Source organism: Pedobacter terrestris, assembly GCF_052343045.1.
Taxonomy (GTDB): Bacteria; Bacteroidota; Bacteroidia; order Sphingobacteriales; family Sphingobacteriaceae; genus Pedobacter.
In genome coordinates this window covers 4,381,545-4,405,906 of the sequence record NZ_CP180264.1, presented here as the reverse complement: position 1 = coordinate 4,405,906, position 24,362 = coordinate 4,381,545, and the positions used below count along the sequence as shown (strand labels likewise).

The following is a 24,362-nucleotide window of genomic DNA, read 5'->3' as shown; positions in this document are numbered from 1 at the left end:
GACTGCTTGCTAAATTATTTTTGAAGTATTTTAGAATGGAAGATCTCCGGAAGCATCGTTCGGGTCAATCGAATACTCATCTGCAATCTTATTTTCTGCAGGCTGACTGATCGTTGTTGTTGGACCAGGTTCAAAATCACTTTTTCTACCCAACATCGTGAAATTCTCAGCAACAACTTCTGTTACATATTTCTTTACTTTTTCTTTGTCTTCAAAAGATCGCGTTCTGAGTTTACCTTCTATATAAACCAGTTTGCCCTTTTGTAAATATTTTGACGCCACCTCAGCCAAACCTCTCCACAAAACAATATTGTGCCATTCCGTTTGTTCTACACGTTTTCCATCTTTGTTGTACGTTTCGGAGGTTGCCAGCGGAAAACTGGCAACGGTTACACCGCCTTCTAAGTGTCGAACTTCAGGGTCTTTACCCAAATGGCCGACTAATATCACTTTGTTAATCCCAGACATAAAATATTTTTGGTTAGTTGTGTTGTAAATCTTAACAAAAAATGGTGATTAGTTAGGTCACCATATTAAATTGTTCTTGTAAAAAATCATGAATGACCTTTGGCTGAGGTAAGTCATTTAACTCTTTAAAAGAAACCCATTTAAGGCCCTTTTGTTTACTAAAGTTAAAGATATAATTTTTTAATCCAAAAAATTGTAAATGTATATTTTGATGTGTGAGAAGATGTTTTTTAGCGCGTAGAAGGGTGATTTCTGTATCCTGACCAAAATCCTGTCTGATTTTTCCTACTAAATTTTCAGCGCTTGATTCATCCGAAGAAATACTTTCGATCAGCGGAAAATCATACAAGTGTTGCCAGATATCTCCTGCCTGACGTTCTTTAACCAAAATGCGTTCTTCATCGGTCAATACCAGATAATTCAGATACCTATTCTTCTTTTCGGCCTTTGCAAGTTTAACAGGCAGTGTTTTAACTACATTATTATTTAGCGCAAAACAATCTTGTGCAAGCGGGCATTGGCTGCAATCTGGCGATTTTGGCTTGCATTGAATGGCGCCAAATTCCATTATGGCTTGGTTGTATAATGCCGGGTCATCACGGAAAAGTAAGTCATTTGCCATTTTAAAAAACTCTTTTTTACCTGCCGGAGAATTGATTGGCGTTGCAATGCCGAAGTATCTGGCCAAAACCCGGAACACATTTCCATCTACAACGGCGCGTGCTTCACCAGAAGAGAATGAAGAAATTGCAGCCGCTGTATATTCACCAACGCCTTTTAATTTCAATAAATCGTCATGTAACGTAGGGAAAATGCCACCGTATTTTTCCACAACCAATTTTGCTGTAGCATGCATATTACGGCCCCTTGAGTAGTATCCTAGTCCTTGCCAAAGCTTTAAAACATGGAGCTCAGTTGCGGTAGCAAAATGGGTAACGGTTGGGAAATTTTCCAGAAATTTATTAAAATACGGAAGTCCCTGCTCTACACGGGTTTGCTGAAGAATAATTTCTGATAACCATATGGTATAGGCATCAGTAGTATGTCGCCATGGTAAATCGCGCTTGTTGTGGTTATACCAATTTATCAGTTCTTGCTGGAAAGTCATTAATGCAAATTACGGGCTAATTTTGCGATAATGGAAAAAGTTGCATTAAGGTGATACGTGCAGATATAAAAAAATCATCTTTTATTTTCCTATCTCATTAAAAAGCAATACTTTTGCAACCCCAAAACAGTTATAATATTAAAATAAAACAATTTATATAAATAATAAAATATGACTAAGGCAGATATTATTTCAGAAATATCAACAAAAACCGGAATTGAAAAGGTTGATGTACAGGAGACGGTTGAGGCATTTTTCAAGGTAATCAAAACCAGCATGATTGGCGGCGAAAATGTGTACGTTAGAGGCTTCGGAAGCTTTGTTGTAAAAAAGAGAGCGCAAAAAACGGCGAGAAACATCTCAAAAAATACTGCAATAATTATCCCAGAACATTTTGTACCTAGTTTTAAACCAGCAAAAGTATTTGTTGATAAAGTAAAAGGTAACTCTAAAAAAATTAACGTAGAAGCTTAATAAGAAATGGTGAACGCAGGCGTAAGATCAAAACAGACTATCATTATTGGAGCTATTTTATTGCTTACGGCTTTCTTGTTTACCAGAGATATTAAAGGGTTGGTTAAACCAACTGAAGAAAATGGCAAAATGCCTGCGAGTGGTCAAATGGCCGAAACAGCTGCCACATCTTCACCTGAACTAAGCATTGAAACTTCTTCAACAGCGGCAAAAAACGTAATAAACCAAAACTTAGCTACGGATATTGCAGCATTAGAAGGTAAGTACAAAAATGCCGATGGTTCAGAAAAGACAGAATTAGCTAAAGAGCTTGCTCAAAAATGGGACGATGTTGAACAAATTACACCATCTGCCCTATACCTTGAAGTTGTTGCCCATGCCAATCCATCATCTAAAACATGGTTGGCAGCAGGTAATCAGTTTATCAAGGCTTTTGAGAGTACACAAGACAGTATTGCACAACCCTTGTTGCTGCAAAAAGCAAATGCGTCTTTTAAAAATGCACTAGAGAAAGATCCGGCAAATATAGATGCTAAAACGGGTTTGGGTGTTACAATAGTAAATGGCCTCGGCGCACCAATGGAAGGAATTGCCATGTTGCTTGAGGTGGTTTCTAAAGATCCCAAAAATGTTAAAGCAAATATGAATTTGGGTTTATTTTCAATAAAATCAGGCCAGTTTGATAAAGCTATTCCGCGTTTTAACACGGTTATTGCAACAGCACCAACGCCAGAAGCGTACTTTTATTTAGGTACTGCATTAGAGAATTTAGACCGCAAACAAGAAGCAGTGGATGCTTATCTAAAAAGCAAGAAATTAGCGGCAAACCCAACGCTATCATCATTCATTGATAAGAAGGTTGCAGAGCTAAGAAATAAAAATTAATTAACAGATTGAATTAATAAAAACATTTAAAACTTAAGATTATGCCAAGCGGTAAAAAAAGAAAAAGACATAAAATGGCTACCCACAAACGTAAAAAACGTTTAAGAAAAAACAGACATAAGAAAAAATAGTTTCTTGTTTTGAACAGCAAATTAAACCTCATAGTGAATACTGTGAGGTTTATACCATTTATACGATGTTAGAATTGTGTGTTTGTTGCTGAGTCAGAATTTCTGAGTTACTATCCATTTGTTTCATGGGCGAAAGCCTTAAATCTGTAGCTGTTGGTAAAAGAATTAATTATCAATTCGACTCCTGCCGGAGTTACCATAGCATTGATTGAAGACAAACAACTTGTAGAGCTTCATAAAGAACAAATTAATAATAACTACGCTGTAGGCGATATTTATTTGGGCCGCATTAAGAAAATTATGCCGGGCCTAAATGCTGCGTTTGTAGATGTTGGTTATGAAAAAGATGCATTTTTGCATTATTTTGATTTGGGGCCTCAGGTGCAATCTTTAATTAAGCTAACTAAGATTAAGCGAAACGGGTCGGTATCTGGTACATTATTAGACAATTTAAAGCTCGAAGCGGATATAAACAAAGCGGGCAAAATTTCTGATGTACTCACAAAAAATATGCTCGTACCGGTGCAAATTGCCAAAGAGCCTATTTCTACTAAAGGACCGCGTTTAAGCTCCGATCTGTCTATTGCCGGCAGGTATGTGGTACTGGTGCCATTCTCCAATACCATATCCATATCTAAAAAGATAAAAAGCAATACCGAACGTAATCGGCTAAAAAAGATTATCGAAAGTATTAAACCTCAAAATTTTGGGGTAATTATCAGAACCGTTTCAGAAGGCAGAGGGGTTGCCGAAATGCAAAAAGATCTTCTTGATCTGATTGCCAAATGGGAAAATTTCATAAAGAAATTGCCTACTGCCGAGCCATCAAAGAGAGTTTGGGGCGAAATGGACAGATCATCTACGTTAATACGTGATATTCTGAATCCTGATTTTACAAACGTTTACGTAAGCACGCCAGAGCTTTACGATGATATCCGTTCTTATGTTCACGACATTTCTCCGGAAATGGAAAAAATAGTGAAACTGTACAAACAGAAAGAACCGATTTTTGAACACTTCGGCGTAGAAAAGCAAATTAAAAATGCTTTTGGTAAAACCGTAAACTTGCCCGGTGGGGCATACCTTGTGGTAGAACACACAGAAGCACTTCACGTTATTGATGTGAATAGCGGAAACCGCACCGCCAGTAAAGAAAATCAAGAAGAGAATGCTTTACAGGTAAATAAGGAAGCGGCAAAAGAAATTGCCCGCCAATTGCGTTTACGTGATATGGGCGGAATTGTGGTCATCGATTTTATCGATATGCACAAACCAGTAAACCGCAAGATGTTATTTGATCATCTGCGCGAACTGATGTTGTTAGACCGGGCCAAACACACCATCTTACCTCCAAGTAAGTTTGGTTTGGTTCAAATTACCAGACAACGCGTTCGCCCGGAAATGAACATTGTAACGGTAGAAAAATGTCCGGCCTGCGATGGGACCGGAGAAATTAAAGCAAGTATTGTTTTAATGGACGATATTGAAAATAACCTTAATTATATTTTAAGAGAACAAAACGAAAAAGGAATTACACTTTCTGTACATCCATATATCGAAGCGTTTATCACAAAAGGAATTTTCAGCTTACAAAGACGTTGGTTTTTCAAATATGGCCAATGGATCAAAGTGAAGGCTCAACCTTCATATTATTTGACAGAATTTCACTTTATCTCCTCAAAAGACGAAGAGATTAAATTATAATTCAACATTAAAAAAGAAACCCGGACTGTGTTACAGACCGGGTTTTTTCTTTAAATGCTTTTGCGGATGATATACCTGATTAAAGGTCAGTTTTAATTTTCAATTCTTTTAATTGCTTTTCATCAATAGTACTCGGGCTATCAATCATCACATCTCTACCAGAGTTGTTTTTAGGGAAAGCAATCACATCGCGGATGGTATCTTGCCCAGCGAAAATTGATGTTAAACGGTCGAATCCGAAGGCGATACCGCCATGTGGAGGTGCGCCAAATTCAAATGCATCCATTAAGAAACCAAATTGTTTCTGTGCTTCTTCTGTGCTAAAGCCAAGATGTTTAAACATTAACGCTTGCAAATCGCGGTCGTGAATACGTATTGAACCACCACCTACTTCTGTACCGTTGATTACCATATCATATGCATTTGCCCGTACTTCGCCCGGTTTTGTATCCAGTAAAGCAATATCTTCTGGCTTTGGCGAAGTAAATGGATGGTGCATAGCATGGTAGCGTCCGCTTTCTTCGTCCCATTCTAAAAGTGGGAAATCCAATACCCAAAGGGCAGAAAACGTATTTTTATCGCGCAATCCTAAACGTGTTCCCATTTCAAGGCGCAACTCGTTTAGTTGCTTACGAACTTTATCTGTACTGCCGGCTAAAATCAAAAGTAAATCGCCTTTTTCGGTATTGAAAGCAGCGCTCCATTGTTTTAGATCTTCTTCGTTAAAAAATTTATCTACAGATGATTTAATTGTACCATCTTCATTGTGACGGGCATAAATTAAACCTGTAGCGCCAATTTGAGGACGTTTAATAAAATCTGTAAGCTCATCCAATTGTTTACGGGTATAATTTGCTGCACCTTTAGCATTAATGCCCACAACAAGTTCTGCATTGTCAAACACAGGAAAACCTTTGCCTTTTACGAAATCATTTAGCTCTACAAATTGCATTGCAAAACGTGTATCTGGTTTGTCTGAACCATATAAACGCATTGCATCTGAATATTGCATGCGTGGTACTTCAGGCAAATCGTAATTGCGTACTTCTTTAAACAATGTACGGATCAATCCTTCAAAAGTATTTAAGATATCTTCTTGTTCAATGAAAGACATTTCGCAGTCTATCTGTGTGAATTCTGGCTGTCGGTCTGCACGTAAATCCTCGTCGCGAAAACATTTTACGATTTGAAAGTAACGGTCGAATCCAGAAACCATTAACAGTTGTTTAAAGGTTTGTGGAGATTGCGGAAGTGCATAAAACTCGCCTTCATTCATTCGGCTTGGTACCACAAAGTCGCGCGCACCTTCAGGTGTAGATTTGATCAGTACCGGAGTCTCCACTTCAATAAAATCCAGATCATCAAGGTAACGGCGAACAGATTGTGCCATCTTATGACGTAAAACCAGGTTATTGCGTACCGGGTTACGGCGCAAATCCAGGTAACGGTATTTCATTCTTAATTCATCCCCGCCATCGGTTTCGTCTTCAATCATAAAAGGCGGAAGTTTTGCCTCATTTAAAATTTCTAAAGCCGATATTTTGATTTCTACTTCTCCTGTAGGGATTTTAAGATTTTTGTTGCTGCGTTCTACAACGGTTCCTTCTGCTTTAATCACAAATTCTCTACCCAACAAACGCGCTTGTTCGCACAATTCGCGATTGTCATCCATGTTAAAAACCAACTGAGTTATACCATAACGATCGCGAATGTCTATAAAAGTCATTCCGCCCAAATCTCTTGATTTTTGCACCCAACCGCACAAGGTCACACTTTCGCCCAGATTATTTAGGTTCAAGGCACCGCAAGTAACTGTTCTTAACATAAGTTATCATCTAAATTGAGCGGCAAAAATACCGATTTTGTTTTAAAGTTTTGGATAGAAGATTCCTTTTGCTTTTAGAGCTTCAATTTCTTTTTTTTAACCACAGAGAACACAGAGGAAGGAAGGCACAGAGCAGTTTCTTATCGCATCATTTTGAGGAGGCAAGACGGCTTGCTCCGGCTTTTCGCGGAAGCAATCTATTTTGCGGTCTAGCTATTATTAGATTTTTTGCCACGGAAACACAGAAGTCACGGAGAAGTTCTGGAATGACGTTTTTGCTTTACGCTTTGATCTTTCCACTTTCGCAGTTTAACCACAGGAACACAGAGCAAGGCACAGAGAAGTTATATAGAGAATTATTGCGAGGAGGCAATCCGATCTTTCTGGGAGCAGTCTATTTTTCAGTCTACCAAAATAGAGGTTTTGCCACGGAAACACAGAAATCACGGAGAAGTTCTGGAATGACGTTTTTGCTTTACGCTTTGATCTTTCTACTTTCGCAGTTTACCACAGGAACACAGAGCAAGGCACAGAGAAGTTATATAGAGAATTATTGCGAGGAGGCAATCCGATCTTTCTGGGAGCAGTCTATTTTTCAGTCTACCAAAATAGAGGTTTTGCCACGGAAACACAGAAATCACGGAGAAGTTCTGGAATGACGTTTTTGCTTTACGCTTTGATCTTTCTACTTTCACAGTTTAACCACAGGAACACAGAGCAAGGCACAGAGAAGTTATATAGAGAATTATTGCGAGGAGGCAATCCGATCTTTCTGGGAGCAGTCTATTTTTCAGTCTACCAAAATAGAGGTTTTGCCACGGAAGCACAGAAAACACGGAGAAGTTATGGAATTGCATTTCAGCTTTCACATTTTTTAAACCACGGAGTGCACAGAGGAAACACTGAGTTATACGAAATTTTTGACCTTAGGTTTTTACTTTTGGCTTTCGCCTTTCACCCTTTAGCTTTTACCTTCAACCTTTCAGTATTTCTCTTCTAAAATCAATGAAGCTTCTGTTACGCGCCATTGTCCGCTAATTTCTTTCCAATGGAAAACCTCTTCTGTCTGGATGGTTTGTTTCTTCGAAAAAACTGCCAGAACAGATTTGTTTATTACAATTTTCGACGCGATTTTCTCTACAAAAACACCATTTTCAAAAGAGGATTTTACGCGGTAATATTCTTTGGAAATTTGTTTTGCGTTACTGAAAAATTTCTCTGTCTGAACGCCCAGTTCTTTTTTTGTCCACACACTACCGTTTGCAATGCTGTATTTTAATTGCTCATCAAAATGGGTCATAAATGGGGAAATTTTCTTTTGCTCAAAAGCTTCATTTGCAGCTCTTTGAATTTCATTTATTTGGCTGATGATTAAATCCGTTTCCATACGATGAAGTTAGTTTTTGTTTTGATGATTTTCAAACCTATAGAGTATATCAATAGGATGAAATGCCTTTTTGTTTTCCATAAAAGCGTTTTACTTACGCAGACTAAACATTTTCCCCGTAAAATTGCTTTATCTTTAGTGTCTAAGTTTTGCATTTTGAATAAACATCTCCTCTTTTCAATTTTTCTTTTACTTCCCTTTATTTCGTTTGCACAAAGCCAGATAAAAGACAGCATTGAAGTTGTAATTGCACCGGAATATAGTCAAGTAGGTAAAACACATCGTTTTCTGTTTGGCGAAAACTACAGGAAAGCATGGGCAACGCCTGTAAAGGTGCGGGTTTTCGATCTAAGGAAAGCGCAAGGCGGGTTGGAAATTGTAAAACTTGGCGGAGGCATGCAAACCAAGTCTTTAAGGTTGCGTGATAAATCCGGAAGAGAATATGTTCTGCGTACACTGCAGAAATTTCCGGAACGCGCATTGCCGCAAAACCTTAAAAACACAATAGCGAAAGATATTCTTCAAGATCAGGTTTCTACGTCAAATCCCTTTGCAGCGTTAACGGTGCCACCTTTGGCAGATGCTTTGCAAATTCCACATTCCAACCCAGAAGTTGTTTACGTTGCAGACGATCCCGGTTTGGGCGAATACCGTAAAGAATTTGCCAACCAGGTATTTCTTTTTGAAGAGCGGATTCCGGATGAATCGGATAAAACCGACAATTCTTTAAAAGTAATTAAAAAATTAAGAGACGATAACGATGTGCTTGTAGATCAGAAAATTGTATTGCGCGCACGTTTGTTGGATATGTTGCTTGGCGATTGGGACCGGCATGAAGACCAATGGCGCTGGGATAAAATTAAAGAAGGTAAAACGACACGTTATACACCAATTCCAAGAGATCGGGATCAGGTTTTTTACCAAACTTCTGGCGTTTTTCCGTGGATTGTTTCTCATCAATGGTTAAAATCAAAATTTCAACCTTACGAAGCAGAAATCAGAGACATTAACGGCTGGAATTTTAATGCACGTTATTTTGATCGCACTTTTTTGAATCAGCTGAATGAAGCGGATTGGGAAACAGAAATTGCTTATGTACAAGGTGCACTTACGGATGAAAAAATTGCATCGGCCATTAAAAAATTACCACCATCAATCTGGAAACTTGATGGTGAGCGATTAACCAAAACCTTTATCAGCAGGCGCGACAATCTCCGAAAACAGGCTTTAGCATATTATCGGTTCATTTCCATCTTTGTTGAAATTCCGATGAGCGATAAACATGAACGTTTTTCTATCGATTATAAATCAGGAGGAATAATTGATGTAAAAATCAATAAAACATTAAAAGACGGCGAAGTACAGCAGCAACTTTATACGCGCAGTTTCGATCCGGAAGTGACAAAAGAAATTCGGCTGTATGGATTTGATGGTCAGGATGCTTTTAACGTTACAGGCGATCAAAAATCGTCCATAAAAGTACGCTTAATTGGCGGCGGAGATGTAGATACATTCGCCTTGAGCAATAATTTTACGAACAAGAAAAACCTCTATATCTATGACCGTTCTGACAAAAAGAATGTTGTGGAGAATGGAACAAAAGCAAAACTTCGTTTAAGTGCAGATACTGCAATGAATGAGTATGACCGCAACAGTTTTGTTTATGATCGGTTTATGCCTGTAATTATGGGCGAATACAATAACGATTATGGCGTTTCATTAATTTTGGGTTTTGCAGATACCAAACAAGGTTTCCGCAAAAAACCTTATGCTTTTCACCACGAATTTTTAGTCAAATATTCTACAGTGCGCCAATCGTTTTTAATTTCTTACGAGGCAGACTGGAAGAAGGCAATTGGAAATAACGATTTAAGTATAAATCTGCTTTCTCACGGGCCAAACAATTACAGCAACTTTTTCGGTATTGGCAACAATACAGAGTTTCGGGAAACCGATAATGGCATTAGCCATTTCCGCAATCGCTACGATTATATCAATGGCGATGTGAGTTTAAGCCATACCTATGGAAGATTTAAACTTAAGGCCGGTTTGGCTGGACAATTTTATAACAGCTCTCTGTCTAATAATGAGCAGCGTTTTCTGGCAGAATATAACTTGGAAAATCCGGATGCTTTTGTTTTTGGAACCAGATGGTATTCTGGAATCACCGTGGGTGCAAAAGTGGATACGCGAAACAATAGCTTACAACCTACAAACGGTGTACACTGGCAAGCAACTTTTAATGCTTTACAAAACCTAAACGTTGGAAAACAACGTTATGCTGATTTTAATACCGATTTCAGTTTTTATCTAAATCCGGGGCAGGATTCCGTTTTTGTAATTGCCAACAGAACGGGTTTTGGAACTAATTTTGGACAGCCGGAATATTATCAGATGATGAAACTTGGCGGCCCTCAAACCTTGCGTGGTTATCACACCTGGAGATTTACCGGGCGTACCATGGCGTATAACAATTTGGAGGTGCGTTTAAAAGTGCTGGATTTCAATTCTTATTTATTTCCGGGAAAACTCGGTGTAATCGGCTTTCATGATATCGGCCGTGTTTGGTCGCCAGAAACCAGTTCTTCAAATTGGCACAATGGTTACGGCGGCGGGATTTATTTTTCCCCCGCAGATTTGATTTTGCTGCAGGGGGTTGTAGGTTTTTCTAAAGAAAGTACCTTAACATACATTTCTTTGGGTTTCAGGTTTTAATTATAAAACCCTAAGCAAAAGGCCTTTCAGGTATTCGCCTTCCGGAAATGAAATGCGTACAGGGTGGTCTTCTGGTTGGCAGAATTGCTTAATAATCTGAACTTCTTTACCTGCATCAAGTGCTGCCCAGGCAATAATTTGCTTAAATGTTTCGATATCTACTGCCCCAGAGCATGAAAATGTAGCCAATAAACCGCCTTTTTCCACCAGAAGCATACCCAAGCGGTTCAGGTCTTTGTAAGCACGTGCCGCACGATCTAAAGCAGAACGCGATGGTGCATATTTTGGTGGATCGAGTACAATCACATCAAACATTTCTCCCGATTCTTTGAATGCCCGAAGTTGTTTATTTACGTCAGATTGTATAGCCGTCACTTTCTCGGCATCAAATCCGTTCAGTGCAACATTTTGTTTCAGCGTATCTACAGCAAGTGCAGAACTATCTACACTAACCACTTTTGCAGCACCTTTAGCTAAATTGTTTAAGCTAAAACCGCCGCTGTAACTAAAACAATCCAGAACTTTTTTGCCGTTTGCATAGCTGGCTAGAATCTGGCGATTATCGCGTTGATCGCAATAAAAACCAGATTTTTGGCCTTCTGCAATGTTAATGTTGTATCGGATTCCGTTCTCTTTAACTTCTAAAAATTCTGGTGGATTTTCGCCCCACAATAAACCATTTTCTAAGGCTAAACCTTCATGGTTTCTGGCAGTTGCATCACTTTTTTCAAAAATGCCCTTTGGCGAGAGTTCCGTTTTAAGGATTTCTACAATATCCTGTTTCATGCGATCAATTCCTGAACTGGAAATTTGCATCGATAGAAAATCTGCGTACTGATCTACAATCAATCCCGGAAGGAAATCTGCTTCACTAAATACAAGTCTGCAGGTATTGGTTTCATCATTTAAGATCGATTTTCTTGCAGAAATGGCTTGTTTTAACCGGTTAGAAAACCAGGTTTGATCAATTTTGAGATTTTCATCCCACTCAATTAAGCGAATAGCTACGCGAGAGTTGCTATTAAAAAAACCATAGGCCAGAAATTCCCCGTCAAATGCAATTGTTTTGACGACTTCACCATCTTCGGGTTTCCCTTTAATTTTATCTAAAGCACCAGAAAATACCCAGGGATGCCGTTGAATGGCTGCTTTTTCTTTGCCCTTTTTCAGAATGATTTCTACCATAGCCGCAAAGGTAAGAATATTTGTTATTCGTAAGCACGTCATTACAAGGAGGCACGACGAAGCAAATTTTTTGATGAACAGATAATTCCAGATTTGAATGAGAGGATTTGCCACGGAGAGCACGGAAAAAGGCAAATAGAATATCGTGTAAATTGCTTCACTTCATTCTATGTTTACTCTTTTTTTGAAATGGAAAAAATGTGTAAAGTAAAACCAGCCACGGAAAACATGGAGATTAAAGTTGCCTATAGATTATTTATGCTTAACGCTATGCTCCAAACTTTGTGCTTTTAGCGTTATTCTTTTCTTTTTATCTGCGTGAAATCAGTTACAAAAAGCGATTTCCTAAATCTTTGCGCATTCTGATAAGTTCTGTATTCAGAATTTTGGTTTCAAATTCCTCTATCGGTTGTTTGGCTTCAATCATTTTGATCAGCAATTCTGTGGCTACTTGTCCCATTTCAAATGCGGGTTGGCGTACCGATGTAAGCGAAGGTGAAAAGAGCTCAATAAGATTGGAATTGGTAAAACCTGCAATTGCAATGCGATGTGCCACTTCTGGATTGGTGTTTTTCAAGGTCATGATACAGCCGGTTGTTAAGCGATCGCTCGAAATAAAGATGCCGTCTGGTTTAAATGGAAGCAATTCTTTTACCGCATTTTGAAGTTCTTCACTATGCATGCCGCCATGCTGGCAATATTTAACCAACTCTGGCCTAAAAGCAATATGGTATTTCTCTAAAGCAGCTTTATAACCTTCTAAGCGTTCTTTCGTATTGGATAAGGTTTCTGAATTGGTCAGGTGTGCGAGGGTTCGTTTTCCGGAAAGAATTAAATGTTCGGTCGCATCAAAAGAGCCTTTAAAATTATTGGCGATAACTTTATGCGTGGCAAAATTTTCTGGTACGCGATCAAAAAACACGATGGGCAATCCTTTGGCGTATAAATCCCGAAGGTAATCTATGTCTTGAGTTTCAGAAGAAAGTGCAATGAGTAAGCCGTCTATAGAACGCGAGGCAAGATGCTGTACGTTAATTTTTTCTTGTTTAAAAGACTCGTGGCTTTGCGAGATAATCACATGGTAACCTTTATCGTATGCAACAGCTTCCATTCCGTTAATTACCTGGGAGAAAAAGTTATTGGCAATTTCGCTTACAATAATACCTATGGAATAACTTCTGCGCTCTTTAAGACTGCGGGCGATTGGATTTGCCTGATAGTTGACCTTATTGGCATACGCCATAACAATTTTTTTGGTCTCTTCGCTAATTTCATAGCTATCGCGTAGCGCCCGTGATACCGTAGAGGTAGATAGGTTTAAAGCTTTGGCAATATCTTTTATTGTAGACGTTTCGAATCTCATGTTTTGGTCTCCCAATTTACAAAAAATATCCCAGCAAGTGGGCTAAAACGTTCATTTTTCAATTTGGTGAAAACGTTTTCGGGAACGATTGCATAGTTTTTTGGTTAAATCCCTTTTCAATTAATTTTTAGTTTGTAAAATTGTTAAGCTAAAAAAAACCAAATATAAATCATCCATTAAGAATCAATTAAGAATAAAATTCTTAATGTTTTGAATTACATACAATCTTAGCAAAACCAAATTTAATTCAAAATAATTATGAGCAGAGTTTTACTCTTATTGACCTGTATTACCCTTTTTTTTGGTAACATGTCTCAAGCCCAAACCCGGCAAATTTCCGGTATTATTAAAGATAAATCTGACGGGCAACCTTTGATTGGAGTAAGTGTAAGCATTAAAGACACCAAAACAGGAACCACTTCTGATGCAAATGGCGGTTATAAAATTGCTGTGCCGGCAAAAGGCGGTATTCTGGTTTTTACTTACGTTGGATACAAAACCAAAAACATTCCATTCACAGATCAATCAAAAATAGATGCTATACTGGAAGAAGATGCCAATACACTGGAAGAAGTTACGGTTAACATTGGTTACGGATCTGTGCGTAAAGAGGCCTTAACCGGTTCTGTATCTTCTGTTGGCGCAAAAGATATTGAGCAATTTCCGGTAAGTACGGCCGCACAAGCTCTGGCCGGTAAACTTGCTGGGGTTTCTGTAGCCACCACAGAAGGCTCACCAGGTGCAGATATCACGATAAAAGTACGTGGTGGAAGTTCATTAACCGGCGATAATTCTCCTCTATACATTGTTGATGGGATTCAGGTTGAAAATGCACTTTCTATCCTTTCTCCAAATGAAATTCAATCTATAGACGTGTTGAAAGATGTTGCATCTACTTCCATTTATGGTAGTCGCGGGGCAAATGGCGTTGTGATTATCACCACAAAAAGTGGTAAAAACGGAAGAACGGTAGTTTCTTTTGATGCTTACGCTGGTGTTAGGCAAATTGTAAATAAACTGGACGTAATGAACCCATACGATTTTGTGATGTACCAATACGAATTGTACAATAACAATACGTCGCAGGATGTTAAAGATACTTTTACTAAAAAATACGGCACTTTTGAAGATTTGGATATTTATAGAAATATCCAAAATGTAGATTGGCAGGATAAAGTTTTTGGGCAGAAAGCCTGGAGCAATACTCAAATCCTGAACTTATCTGGCGGTACAGAAAAAACGACTTACAACTTTTCTGTAAATAATACCGGTGAAGACGGTATTATGCTCAATTCAGGTTATAAAAGAACCTTTGCATCTTTCCGTTTTGACCATAAAATATCAGATAAATTTCGCGTTGGTGTAAACGTTCGTTACAGCAGACAACGCATTGACGGTGTTGGAACGTCTTCTACAGGATCCCAGGGAACTAACCGTTTGCGTAATTCTGTACGTTACCAACCTTACACTGGCGGAAGTGACTCTGGCGATTTATTTGATGCCGATTACTTAACAACAGGCCTAACCAATCCAATTACACTTGCCAATCAGGAACTGAAGTACGATTACCGAAATGACTTGATCAGCAGCGGTTATCTTCAATACCAGATTCTTAAAAACCTGACGTTTAAAAGTACCATCGGGATGAATTTTACCGATCGGAAAACAAATACTTTCAATGGCCCGGTGAGTTATGTTGCCCGCAACAATGCAGGTTTGCCGGCTATTCAGCTTGATAATTCTAGTCAGAAAACCATCATCAATACCAACACTTTAAATTACAGACCAAACCTGGGCAAAGACCACAGTCTGGATTTGTTGGTTGGACAAGAAATTAACATGGTTGATATTACGTCTAATAGTGCAACCATCAAATGGTTTCCGGTAAATATCACAGCCGATCAGGCTTTTGCCAGCATTCAGAAAGCAGAGCCGCCAACAGGTTCTGTACAGGATAAACCTACATCTTTAATTTCTGCAACCAGACAATTCTCTCTTTTTTCAAGAGCGTCTTATGGTTTCAAAAACAAATATCTGGCAACTGTTAACTTCCGTACAGATGCATCTTCTTTATTTGCGCCCGGTAAACAATGGGGATATTTCCCTTCAGCACAAGTGGCATGGCGCGTAACTGAAGAGAAATTTATGCAAGATTTACAATGGAATTGGTTAAATAACCTGAAAGCCAGAGTGAGCTATGGTGCGGCAGGTAATAACCGTATTGGTCAGGATTTATTCCGTACGTTGTTTTACTCCAGTTCTACTGCAGGTGGTTACGCTGCTACAGATGCATCTGTAGCTACAGGCCTAATTTCTGGAACAACCAGCGGTACAATTTTATCTAATCCAAACATCACCTGGGAAACCAATATTTCTAAAAATGCCGGTTTGGATATTGATTTATTCAACAACCGTTTAAACGTGAACATTGATTATTACGACAACAGAACGAAAAACCTGTTGCTTAACGCCAATGTGCCGCAAACTACTGGTTATACCACACAACAACAAAATGTGGGTAAAACGCAAAACAAGGGCTGGGAGTTTCAATTGAACTATCAGGCCATTAAAACCAAAGATTTTAATTATACCACCAGTTTCAACATTTCCTTTAACCGGAATAAAATTATTGAACTTCAGAATGGTGTAAATTCTTACATCACGCAATCTGGATGGGTAAACAGTCTGGGCGATTATAAAGTTGAGGTCGGTCAGCCGGTTGGCCAGTTCTATGGTTTTATATCTGATGGTCGTTATACTGTAGATGATTTTACGTATGTGCAGAACACGAATGGCTCATATACCTATACACTAAAATCTGGTGTGGCGAACAGTTATGCTTTACTAGGAAATAAAAATCCACAACCGGGAGATATGAAAGTGAAAAAACTTTCTTCATCATCCAGTACAATGATTGGCGATGACGATCGTACCGTTTTAGGTAATGCACAGCCGAAATTCATTGGTGGTTTTAACAATCAATTCGCCTATAAAAATTGGGACATGACGGTGTTTATCAACTTCAGTTATGGAAATAAAGTATATAACGCCAACAAACTTGAGTTCACTTCTCAATACAATGTAAAAGACAATAACCTGCTTTCTGTAATGACAGACAGATGGAAAAATTTTGATGCAAATGGCGTTAGAGTAACAGATCCGGCAGCGCTTACTGCAATGAATGCAAATACCACCATGTGGACACCAACTACCGGAAACTATGCTTTAACCTCTTACGCTATTGAAGATGGTTCTTTTATCCGCGTAAGCAACGTAACATTGGGATATACTTTGCCACAAAGCCTGATTAAAAGAACGGGTTTTATCTCTAAACTTAGGGTTTATGCAACAGTAAACAATCTCTTCACTATCACAGGTTATTCAGGTTATGATCCTGAGGCAAATACCAGAAGATCAAATCCACTTACACCGGGCGTAGATTATGCTGCATATCCTAGAAGCAGATATATTCTTGCCGGCTTAAACCTTGTATTTTAATCCTTAGCATAGCAAAACATGAAACGTAATTTTATACAATCCGCTTTAATGCTGATCGCTGTTGGAGCAATTACTTTAACAACATCATGCAAGAAATATCTTGATGTTGAATCCCCGTCAACTTCATCACCAGATGTTGTTTTTGAAAGTACAACATATACCAATTCTGCAGTTCTGGCCGTATACAATAGATTGTGCGGGGATAACGGTTACGGAAGCAGAATCTCTACTTTATATGGTTTAACCGCGGATGATTTCCGTACATCAGGAAGTTATAGTTCTTCTGATCGCCGCGGAATTAGTATGTATGGTGCAAGTTCTGACAATACCGATTTGATTAACCCATTCCTGCAATTGTACGCTGGAATTGAACGTGCCAATATCTGTATCAAATATATTCCGCTTTCTAAAATTTATACCGGCGGTTCTGCAACAGAACAAGCTGCAATGAAACGTTATTATGGCGAATCACTTGCACTACGCGCGCAGTTTTTCTATGAACTAATCCGCAATTGGGGCGATGTTCCGGCGTCATTTGTGCCTTCTGCAGATGCAAGCACGTTGTATGGAGCCAACGCCGATCGGGATAAAACCTACGAGCAGATTATTGCCGATTTAAAAACAGCAGAAGACCTTGTTCCATGGCGTACAGAAATTGCAGAATACGGAAGTTTCCGTTTTACAAAAGGTGCAATTAAAGCTTTACGTGCCAGAATTGCGCTTGCTCGCGGAGGTTTCGCTTTGCGTACCGCAACACATACTATGGAACGCCGCTCAGATTACTTAACGTATTACAAAATTGCTTTTGATGAGTGCGCAGATTTGTTGAATAACCGCGCGCAGCATACCTTAAATCCGAGTTTCGAAAATGTTTTTAAGTCGCTGCACGGCACACGAAATGATGATGCACATGAACTGATGATGGAGGTTGCCGCGTACGGCAGTAATGCTTCTACAGATAGTAAACTTGGATATTACAACGGCATTCGGTTTAATTCTGCATCTACATTTGGATCTGGTGGCGGAGGAATGAATGCTATTCCTACATATTTCTATGAATTTGATGCAAGCCGCGATTCACGCAGAGATGTAACCATCGGAGTTTTTGAAATTACAGCAACGTCTAAAAAAATCATCAATACGTTATTCAACCAAACCGATGCAAAATTCCGCAAATCATGGACCGCATTTAACGGCAGTTCCTCATCACAGAATTTTGCCATCAACTGGCCGCTAATTCGCTTTGCAGATGTATTGCTGATGTATGCTGAAGCCGATAATGAAATAAATGGCGCGCCATCTGCAGGAGCAACCAGCGCTTTACAAGAAGTACAGAAACGCGCATATGTAGGCCGCGAAACGGAAATTCCGGTAACGCCAACAGATAAAACCGGGTTTTTTAATGCAATTGTAAAAGAACGTTTGCTTGAATTTGGCGGAGAAGGTATCCGTAAGTACGATTTAATCCGTTGGAATTTAATGAACAGCAAGTTTGAAGAAACACGGACCAAACTTCGTGCACTTATTGCAGGTACCGGAATTTACGCTACTGTGCCGGATTATATCTATGCAAAAGAAGGTACATATGTGCAGGGAACTTCGGTAAATGAAGTAGCCACCTTAGATCTTTACGGTGGTACACCAAACAATGTTTTTGTAACGCCAGGTTTAGGTGTTGCTACAGCGCCAACAGGTTATACCACCAAAAACTGGCGGAAATCTGTTACAGAAGACAATTCTATAACCAGTACATCAACCGGGTTTGCCTATTATTTTGAAGCAAATAAAAAAGAGTTGTTTCCATATCCGAAAACCGTGTTGATTGAAAACACCAATATTGCCCAAAACTTTGGTTACTAACCCTTAACAGTAAAGTGATGAAAAAATTATTATACCAGGCATCTGTAAAACTGATTGCATTCTCGGCAGTTATTGGCCTTATAGCTTCTTGCAAGAAGGAGGAGGTAATTACTGAGCCAGCAAGAATATTCAAGTCAAGCGACATTAAAATAACTACAGCAGAGACTTCTGCTAAATTAACCTGGACAGCGCCGCTTATGTCTACCGGGAAAAAGTTGAAATACAGTATAGATTTCTCAACAGATTCTTTGTTCTCTACAGTTAAATATTCTACCACGTCTGATACTACAGGTGTATCGGTTACAGAAGATAATTTATCGGTAAGAACCAAATACTACGCCCGTGTAAAAGCAAATGCAACTGCCGATCAGCCAGAATCTAAATATGTAAGAAGTTCTGTATTTCAAATATCTGGTGTACAGTTGTTCCTTGCCGTGCGCGATAATGAAATAAAAGAAACAGCGGTAACACTTCGGTATACGCCAGAATCTGATCTTACATCTATTGTGCTTAAACCAGCAACCGGAGCTACGGTAACTTCCACATTAAACACTGCAGATGCTGCGGCAGGTTTAAAAACAATAACAGGTTTAACCGCTGCAACCCAATATTCTGCAGAGTTGTTTGCTGGTACAAAAAGTAAAGGAATTGTATCATTTACCACTTTGGCCGCTACAAATTATACGATAAAACTTAATCCTGGTGATGATTTGGCTACAGCAATCACCACGGCCGCCAATGGTGCAATCATCGGTTTAAATCCCGGAGCGTACAATTTAACACTTGCGAGTTTCATCACACAAAAATCGATTACCATAAAATCTACTTCAGGCAATCCTTCTGATACAAAAGTGATTTATAAAGAATTTGATTTAGAAGGAACTGGTGCCGGAATTACCCTTTCGGGAATTGATTTTGATGGAGCCACCAATGCATCATTATATTTTCTAAACCTAATTGGCAGCCAGGCAAATAACGCCAGTGCGGCAACTTTTACCAATATTGTGGTTGATAACTGCATTGTACATGGTTCTACTACAGCATTTTTACGTGGCGACAGAGGAACGGCGGCGAGAGATTTCAAGATTACAGGAATTACAGTAAACAATTCTATAGTGTATGATATGGGCGCAAACGGCTCATCAAGTTACTATACCTTCCACTTAAATAAACTGCAGTTTAATACATTAAATATCACAAAATCTACATTTTATAATGCAGGCCCAGGTATTGTTACAGCAAGCACAACTTATGCGGGCGATGTTGTTCCTGCAGTATTAATTAGCTATTCTACCTTTAACGGTTTTGGAGGCAATGCGAAATATGCATTTCTGGATGCAGCCGCTAATCCAATTTCTTTCGTTATACAAAACAGTATTCTGGCCAATACGCCAAAATCTGGAACGGTGAATGCTGCGGCAATCCGTGCAACAGGAAGCGGGAGTACACTTACCATTTCCAATTCAAATTATTTTAACCTTTCCAGCGCTTTAAGTGCAGGTACAGCATTGACATTTTCTACTGCAAGCTTAAACAGCAACCAGACACTGGCTTTAAGCTGGACAAGCACCACAACAGATTTTACTTTGCCGGTTGGTTCTGCTTTGCGTACTGCAAGTAGTACTGCAACTGCAATTGGCGATCCGCGGTGGACTTACTAATTTTGAACTGAATATTTGACAAAGGGGCAATTCAAAACTGCCCCTTTTTTATATTAAATTTATTCCATGAACTCAACGAAAAATCTCTTGTTTGCCACCGCAACACTCCTGTTGCTTTCTTTCACTTTAGCTCAAAAAAAGACGACAACAATTTATATTATTGGAGATTCTACTGCCGCCAACAAAGAAGCAAAAGCATATCCGGAAACCGGATGGGGAATGGAATTTCAATCTTTTTTTCAAACAGATGTGAAGATTGATAACCGCGCATTAAATGGAAGAAGCACCAAATCTTTTCGAGCAGAGAACCGTTGGCAACCTATTGTAGATAAACTTACACCCAATGATTATGTTTTTATTGAGTTTGGGCACAATGATGAAAAAATTGATAAACCCGCTGTAGGCACAACAATTGCAGAATTTAAAGCCAATTTAGTCCAGTATATCAAAGAGGCGCGTGCAAAAAAAGCTTCACCGGTTTTGCTAACCCCAATTGCACGCAGAAGTTTTAAAAATGGGGTTTTAATGGATACGCATGGCGATTATCCGCGTGCAGTGAAACAGGTTGCAGATTCACTTAATGTTCCGATAATCGATATGCTTGCAAAGACTGAAAGTCTGTTAATCCGTTTGGGTGATGAAAAATCAATTGCCTTATTTAATCACGTTGAACCCGGGAATGAGAATTATCCCGAAGGGAAAAAAGACGACACGCATTTAAGTCCGCTTGGTGCAAAGCAAGTGGCTTCATTGGTGGCAAGTGGCATAAAGGAATTGAAGTTAAATCTGGCTAAAAAGCTGAAATAAGAAATATTTGAACCACAAAAAAAGCCGCAGTCGGGGAGTGAAACCTTCCAAGCTGCGGCTTTTGAGCGTTATGGCCTTCGCCAATTTTCAGATAACGGGTGTTAAAAGATATATTTTGTACTCAGGAAGTTGGAATCATCATCCCGTACAATTTCATTTAAAAGCTTTTTATTGCTGTCGGTAAACTTTGTAGCCACCAAAGAGCGTATAGAGAAAGAGCGTAATGCATCTACCACAGACAGCGTACCTTCTGCACTGTCTTTACGACCTGTAAAAGGAAATACATCTGGCCCGCGCTGACATTGGCAGTTGATGTTTACACGACTTACCTGGTTTACCAGCGGATCAATAAGTGAAGAAATTACTGCAGCGTTGTTGCTGAAAATACTCACCTGCTGGCCGTGTGGCGAGCCAATCAGATATTCAATTGGTTCTTCTAAATCATCAAAAGGTACAACCGGAATAACCGGGCCAAATTGTTCTTCGCGATACAATTTCATGTTGCTGTTTACCGGATAAACTACTGCCGGATATACAAAAGTTTCGAAAGTTTGTCCGCCGTTTTTGTTTACCACTTTAGCGCCGTGAGCAGTTGCGTCATCAATACATTCTTTCAGGTATTCTGGCTTATTCAGTTCCGGAAGTGGAGTCAGGTTTACACCTTTTTCCCAAGGCATACCAAATTTTAGTTTCTCTACTTCTGCAGATAAACGTTTTAAAAATTCTTGTGCCAGGCTGCGGTGTACATATACAATCTTAATTGCTGTACAACGCTGTCCATTAAAAGATAATGAACCTAAAACAGTTTCGGAAACGGCAAGATCCAGATCTGCATCTTTAGTAATAATGGCGGCATTTTTAGCATCTAAGCCTAAAATTGCGCGCAAGCGGTTTACTTTTGGATGCAGTTTTTTAAGTTCATTGGCTACTTTGCTTGAACCGATTAGCGTAAGTACATTTACTTTTCCCGATTTCATCAAACTCGGTACAATCGTATTTCCTCTGCCATAAATGGTATTTACCACACCTTTTGGAAAACTTGATCGGAAAGCTTCAAGCAAAGGATAATGCAGTAAAGTTCCGTGTTTCGGGGGTTTAAATAAAAGCGTGTTGCCCATAATCAAAGCCGGGATAAGCGTAGTAAAAGTCTCATTGAGCGGATAATTAAACGGACCCATACAGAGCACAACGCCCAATGGAGAACGTCTAACCTGCGCAACAATGCCTTGTTCAATTTCGAAGCGAGAAGATTGCCTGTCTATATCTTTCAATGCATCAATTGTGGCATAAATATATTCTACAGTACGGTCAAACTCTTTTACAGAATCGGCATAAGATTTTCCGATTTCCCACATAATAAGTTTCGCTACAATTTCTTTTTGCTCAATCATTTTCTGTGTAAAATTTTCTACACAGCTAATGCGGTCTGCAACGCTCATGGTTGGCCACTGTCCGCGACCGTTATCATAAGCAGCAACGGCTGCATCTAATGCTTCTGTTGATTCTTTTTCCGTACAAACCGGAAAACTGCCGATGCGTTTGCGTTTGTAACCTTCTGGCGTTTTTACGCACACCGGAGAGAAAACCTCATTAAAAGGTCCGCTCCAGGTTTTCATTTCTCCATTAGAAAGATACTCTTTTTGATTGATCTCTTCTTTAAGCCTAAATTCATCCGGAATCTGGCTTTCTTCAACGAAAATACTTTCGAGGTTTAAAGGTGTACTCAATTTGGGATCTGTGTTAAGTTTAATAAATGCTTAACCCATAGTTTAAGTATAGATTAAGTTTGTTAGGTTATTAGGGTTGAAATTTCGGGGCGCTTTTAACGCCCCGTATACTTTATTTTAGTTCGATTACTTTGTATTTAGGTACCAGCGCTTTCATCACCACCCAGCCGATCAGGTAACAGACAGCGCATATAGAGAAGACGATAAAATATCCGGCTTCTTCACCTTTAAATCCCATAAATACAACTTGGTTTTGCCCGGTATAATCAAACAATAAACCAGATCCTTTATTGATGAAAAAGGAACCGATACCGCCAGCCATTCCGCCGATTCCGGTAATAGTAGCAATTGCTTTCTTCGGGAACATATCGCCAACAGTAGAAAATATGTTTGCAGACCAAGCCTGGTGTGCTGCGCCAGCAATACCAATGATAATTACAGGAATCCAATACGTAATATGGCCAAGTGGTTGCGCAAAAAGTGCCAGTAAAGGGAAAAATGCGAAGATGAGCATGGCACGCATACGACCTTCGTAAGGATTCATTCCTTTTTTGTCTACAAAATAGGTTGGCAACCAACCGCCAATGATGGATAGTAAAGTAATCACATATAGAATAAACAAGGGGAAAGCACTTTGAGTAGAATCCATTCCGTAAACAGAACTTAAATATGCAGGTGTCCAAAATAAGAAAAACCACCAAACGCCATCAGTCATAAATTTACCAAAGGCAAATGCCCAGGTTTGTTTGTATTTAAAACAATCTAAAAAAGAAACTTTTTCTGTGGTTTCTTCTACATAGTCGGCTAGTTTGCGGTCTGCAATTAAATCTTGCTGAATGTAAGCCAGTTCCTCTGCTTTTACGCGTGGATGCAATTCGGGCTTATTATACACAAATACCCAAAGCCCCATCCAGATGAAACCTAAAGCTCCAATAATAATGAAAGACATTTCCCAACCGTAAGCTTCGGCAATAAAGGGAATGGTTATTGGCGCTGCAAGTGCACCAACGGTTGCGCCGGCATTAAAAATACTGGTTGCAAAAGCACGGTCTTTTTTCGGGAAATATTCAGCAGTTGCTTTAATGGCAGCAGGGAAGTTTCCGGCCTCGCCAACTGCAAGAACAAAACGTGCAAAAATGAATAAGGTTACACTTACCGAAATAACCATACCTGTATTGTTAACTGTTGCAATAATATCTTTTGCACCTTCAAAGCCTACAAACCAGTTTCCTGTAATAATTCCTGAAGTTGCAATGCCACAGAAAGCATGTAAACACGCACCAACAGACCATACGCCGATAGCCCATAGAAAACCTTTTTTGGTATCCAGTTTATCAACCAGGCGCCCGGCAAAAAGCATAGATACGGCATAGAAAATGGAAAATAATGCGGTTATATTTCCATAATCGTTATTTGTCCAGTGAAATTCAGGAACAATAAAATCTTTCCAGGTAAGTGAAAGCACCTGCCTGTCCAGGTAATTTATGGTTGTAGCAAGAAACAAAAGTGCACATATTGTCCATCTGTATTTGCCTATTTTTGGTTGGTTCATTTGGTTAGAGGT

At 39.2% G+C, this 24,362-nt stretch carries 16 protein-coding genes; 8 read left to right on the top strand and 8 right to left on the bottom strand.

The genetic code is table 11. The features are described 5' to 3' along the window. Nucleotides 1–30: 30 nt before the first annotated feature. Both ACJVDH_RS18850 and mutY read right to left on the bottom strand, forming a co-directional pair. On the bottom strand, nt 31–468 hold the full coding sequence (locus ACJVDH_RS18850) for a single-stranded DNA-binding protein (RefSeq protein ID WP_443944948.1): 438 nt from the start codon (nt 466–468) through the stop codon (nt 31–33). A gap of 52 nt (nt 469–520) precedes the next feature. Then, entirely contained in the window at nt 521–1,576 is a 1,056-nt protein-coding gene (gene mutY / locus ACJVDH_RS18845) for an A/G-specific adenine glycosylase (protein ID WP_443944947.1), read from the bottom strand. A gap of 171 nt (nt 1,577–1,747) precedes the next feature. Between mutY and ACJVDH_RS18840 the strand changes: the two genes are divergently transcribed. From ACJVDH_RS18840 to ACJVDH_RS18830, 3 genes are all read left to right on the top strand, one after another. Further along, the gene (locus ACJVDH_RS18840) at nt 1,748–2,050 is read left to right on the top strand and encodes an HU family DNA-binding protein (RefSeq protein ID WP_443944946.1); all 303 of its coding nucleotides are present in this window, start codon (nt 1,748–1,750) and stop codon (nt 2,048–2,050) included. A gap of 6 nt (nt 2,051–2,056) precedes the next feature. Further along, nucleotides 2,057–2,935, top strand: coding sequence for a tetratricopeptide repeat protein (locus ACJVDH_RS18835; RefSeq protein WP_443944945.1), 879 nt, complete (start codon nt 2,057–2,059; stop codon nt 2,933–2,935). Nucleotides 2,936–3,219: 284 nt separating this feature from the next. Beyond that, nucleotides 3,220–4,770, top strand: a complete 1,551-nt coding sequence (locus tag ACJVDH_RS18830) for an Rne/Rng family ribonuclease (protein ID WP_443944944.1) — start codon at nt 3,220–3,222, stop codon at nt 4,768–4,770. Between the two features lie 79 nt (nt 4,771–4,849). Here ACJVDH_RS18830 and aspS read toward each other — a convergent pair whose 3' ends face one another. Both aspS and ACJVDH_RS18820 read right to left on the bottom strand, forming a co-directional pair. Next, a complete protein-coding gene (gene aspS, locus ACJVDH_RS18825) occupies nt 4,850–6,595 on the bottom strand; it encodes an aspartate--tRNA ligase (RefSeq protein WP_443944943.1) in 1,746 nt (581 codons plus the stop codon). Nucleotides 6,596–7,577: 982 nt separating this feature from the next. Further along, nucleotides 7,578–7,982, bottom strand: coding sequence for a hypothetical protein (locus tag ACJVDH_RS18820; protein WP_443944942.1), 405 nt, complete (start codon nt 7,980–7,982; stop codon nt 7,578–7,580). Nucleotides 7,983–7,985: 3 nt separating this feature from the next. Between ACJVDH_RS18820 and ACJVDH_RS18815 the strand changes: the two genes are divergently transcribed. Beyond that, nucleotides 7,986–10,697 (top strand): BamA/TamA family outer membrane protein, encoded by a 2,712-nt coding sequence (locus ACJVDH_RS18815; protein WP_443944941.1) that lies wholly within the window; start codon nt 7,986–7,988, stop codon nt 10,695–10,697. Here ACJVDH_RS18815 and ACJVDH_RS18810 read toward each other — a convergent pair whose 3' ends face one another. Both ACJVDH_RS18810 and ACJVDH_RS18805 read right to left on the bottom strand, forming a co-directional pair. Beyond that, the gene (locus ACJVDH_RS18810) at nt 10,698–11,882 is read right to left on the bottom strand and encodes a class I SAM-dependent rRNA methyltransferase (protein WP_443944940.1); all 1,185 of its coding nucleotides are present in this window, start codon (nt 11,880–11,882) and stop codon (nt 10,698–10,700) included. Nucleotides 11,883–12,210: 328 nt separating this feature from the next. Continuing rightward, a complete protein-coding gene (locus ACJVDH_RS18805; protein ID WP_443944939.1) occupies nt 12,211–13,245 on the bottom strand; it encodes a LacI family DNA-binding transcriptional regulator in 1,035 nt (344 codons plus the stop codon). Between the two features lie 258 nt (nt 13,246–13,503). On the opposite strand from ACJVDH_RS18805, the gene ACJVDH_RS18800 reads away from it, so the two are divergent. The 4 genes from ACJVDH_RS18800 (at nt 13,504) to ACJVDH_RS18785 (ending at nt 21,071) form a co-directional block, all read left to right on the top strand. Next, nucleotides 13,504–16,743, top strand: coding sequence for a SusC/RagA family TonB-linked outer membrane protein (locus ACJVDH_RS18800; protein WP_443944938.1), 3,240 nt, complete (start codon nt 13,504–13,506; stop codon nt 16,741–16,743). 18 nt (nt 16,744–16,761) lie between these two features. After that, nucleotides 16,762–18,603 (top strand): RagB/SusD family nutrient uptake outer membrane protein, encoded by a 1,842-nt coding sequence (locus ACJVDH_RS18795; protein ID WP_443944937.1) that lies wholly within the window; start codon nt 16,762–16,764, stop codon nt 18,601–18,603. Nucleotides 18,604–18,620: 17 nt separating this feature from the next. Continuing rightward, on the top strand, nt 18,621–20,264 hold the full coding sequence (locus ACJVDH_RS18790; protein ID WP_443944936.1) for a DUF4957 domain-containing protein: 1,644 nt from the start codon (nt 18,621–18,623) through the stop codon (nt 20,262–20,264). A 66-nt stretch (nt 20,265–20,330) separates the two neighbouring features. Beyond that, entirely contained in the window at nt 20,331–21,071 is a 741-nt protein-coding gene (locus ACJVDH_RS18785; RefSeq protein ID WP_443944935.1) for a rhamnogalacturonan acetylesterase, read from the top strand. A 101-nt stretch (nt 21,072–21,172) separates the two neighbouring features. On the opposite strand, the gene ACJVDH_RS18780 is transcribed toward ACJVDH_RS18785, so the two are convergent. Both ACJVDH_RS18780 and ACJVDH_RS18775 read right to left on the bottom strand, forming a co-directional pair. Continuing rightward, nucleotides 21,173–22,798, bottom strand: coding sequence for an NADP-dependent glyceraldehyde-3-phosphate dehydrogenase (locus tag ACJVDH_RS18780; RefSeq protein ID WP_443944934.1), 1,626 nt, complete (start codon nt 22,796–22,798; stop codon nt 21,173–21,175). A gap of 112 nt (nt 22,799–22,910) precedes the next feature. Continuing rightward, nucleotides 22,911–24,350, bottom strand: a complete 1,440-nt coding sequence (locus ACJVDH_RS18775; protein ID WP_443944933.1) for an MFS transporter — start codon at nt 24,348–24,350, stop codon at nt 22,911–22,913. Between the last annotated feature and the right edge of the window lie 12 nt (nt 24,351–24,362).

Excerpts from the sequence above, each read along its gene's own strand:
- ACJVDH_RS18850 (WP_443944948.1), bottom strand. The coding sequence starts at position 468 with ATGTCTGGGATTAACAAAGTGATATTAGTCGGCCATTTGGGTAAAGAC.
- ACJVDH_RS18805 (WP_443944939.1), bottom strand. The coding sequence starts at position 13,245 with ATGAGATTCGAAACGTCTACAATAAAAGATATTGCCAAAGCTTTAAAC.
- aspS (WP_443944943.1), bottom strand. The coding sequence starts at position 6,595 with ATGTTAAGAACAGTTACTTGCGGTGCCTTGAACCTAAATAATCTGGGC.
- ACJVDH_RS18835 (WP_443944945.1), top strand. The coding sequence starts at position 2,057 with ATGGTGAACGCAGGCGTAAGATCAAAACAGACTATCATTATTGGAGCT.
- ACJVDH_RS18840 (WP_443944946.1), top strand. The coding sequence starts at position 1,748 with ATGACTAAGGCAGATATTATTTCAGAAATATCAACAAAAACCGGAATT.
- ACJVDH_RS18815 (WP_443944941.1), top strand. The coding sequence starts at position 7,986 with ATGAAGTTAGTTTTTGTTTTGATGATTTTCAAACCTATAGAGTATATC.
- ACJVDH_RS18800 (WP_443944938.1), top strand. The coding sequence starts at position 13,504 with ATGAGCAGAGTTTTACTCTTATTGACCTGTATTACCCTTTTTTTTGGT.
- ACJVDH_RS18820 (WP_443944942.1), bottom strand. The coding sequence starts at position 7,982 with ATGGAAACGGATTTAATCATCAGCCAAATAAATGAAATTCAAAGAGCT.
- ACJVDH_RS18775 (WP_443944933.1), bottom strand. The coding sequence starts at position 24,350 with ATGAACCAACCAAAAATAGGCAAATACAGATGGACAATATGTGCACTT.
- ACJVDH_RS18810 (WP_443944940.1), bottom strand. The coding sequence starts at position 11,882 with ATGGTAGAAATCATTCTGAAAAAGGGCAAAGAAAAAGCAGCCATTCAA.
- ACJVDH_RS18795 (WP_443944937.1), top strand. The coding sequence starts at position 16,762 with ATGAAACGTAATTTTATACAATCCGCTTTAATGCTGATCGCTGTTGGA.
- mutY (WP_443944947.1), bottom strand. The coding sequence starts at position 1,576 with ATGACTTTCCAGCAAGAACTGATAAATTGGTATAACCACAACAAGCGC.
- ACJVDH_RS18785 (WP_443944935.1), top strand. The coding sequence starts at position 20,331 with ATGAACTCAACGAAAAATCTCTTGTTTGCCACCGCAACACTCCTGTTG.
- ACJVDH_RS18790 (WP_443944936.1), top strand. The coding sequence starts at position 18,621 with ATGAAAAAATTATTATACCAGGCATCTGTAAAACTGATTGCATTCTCG.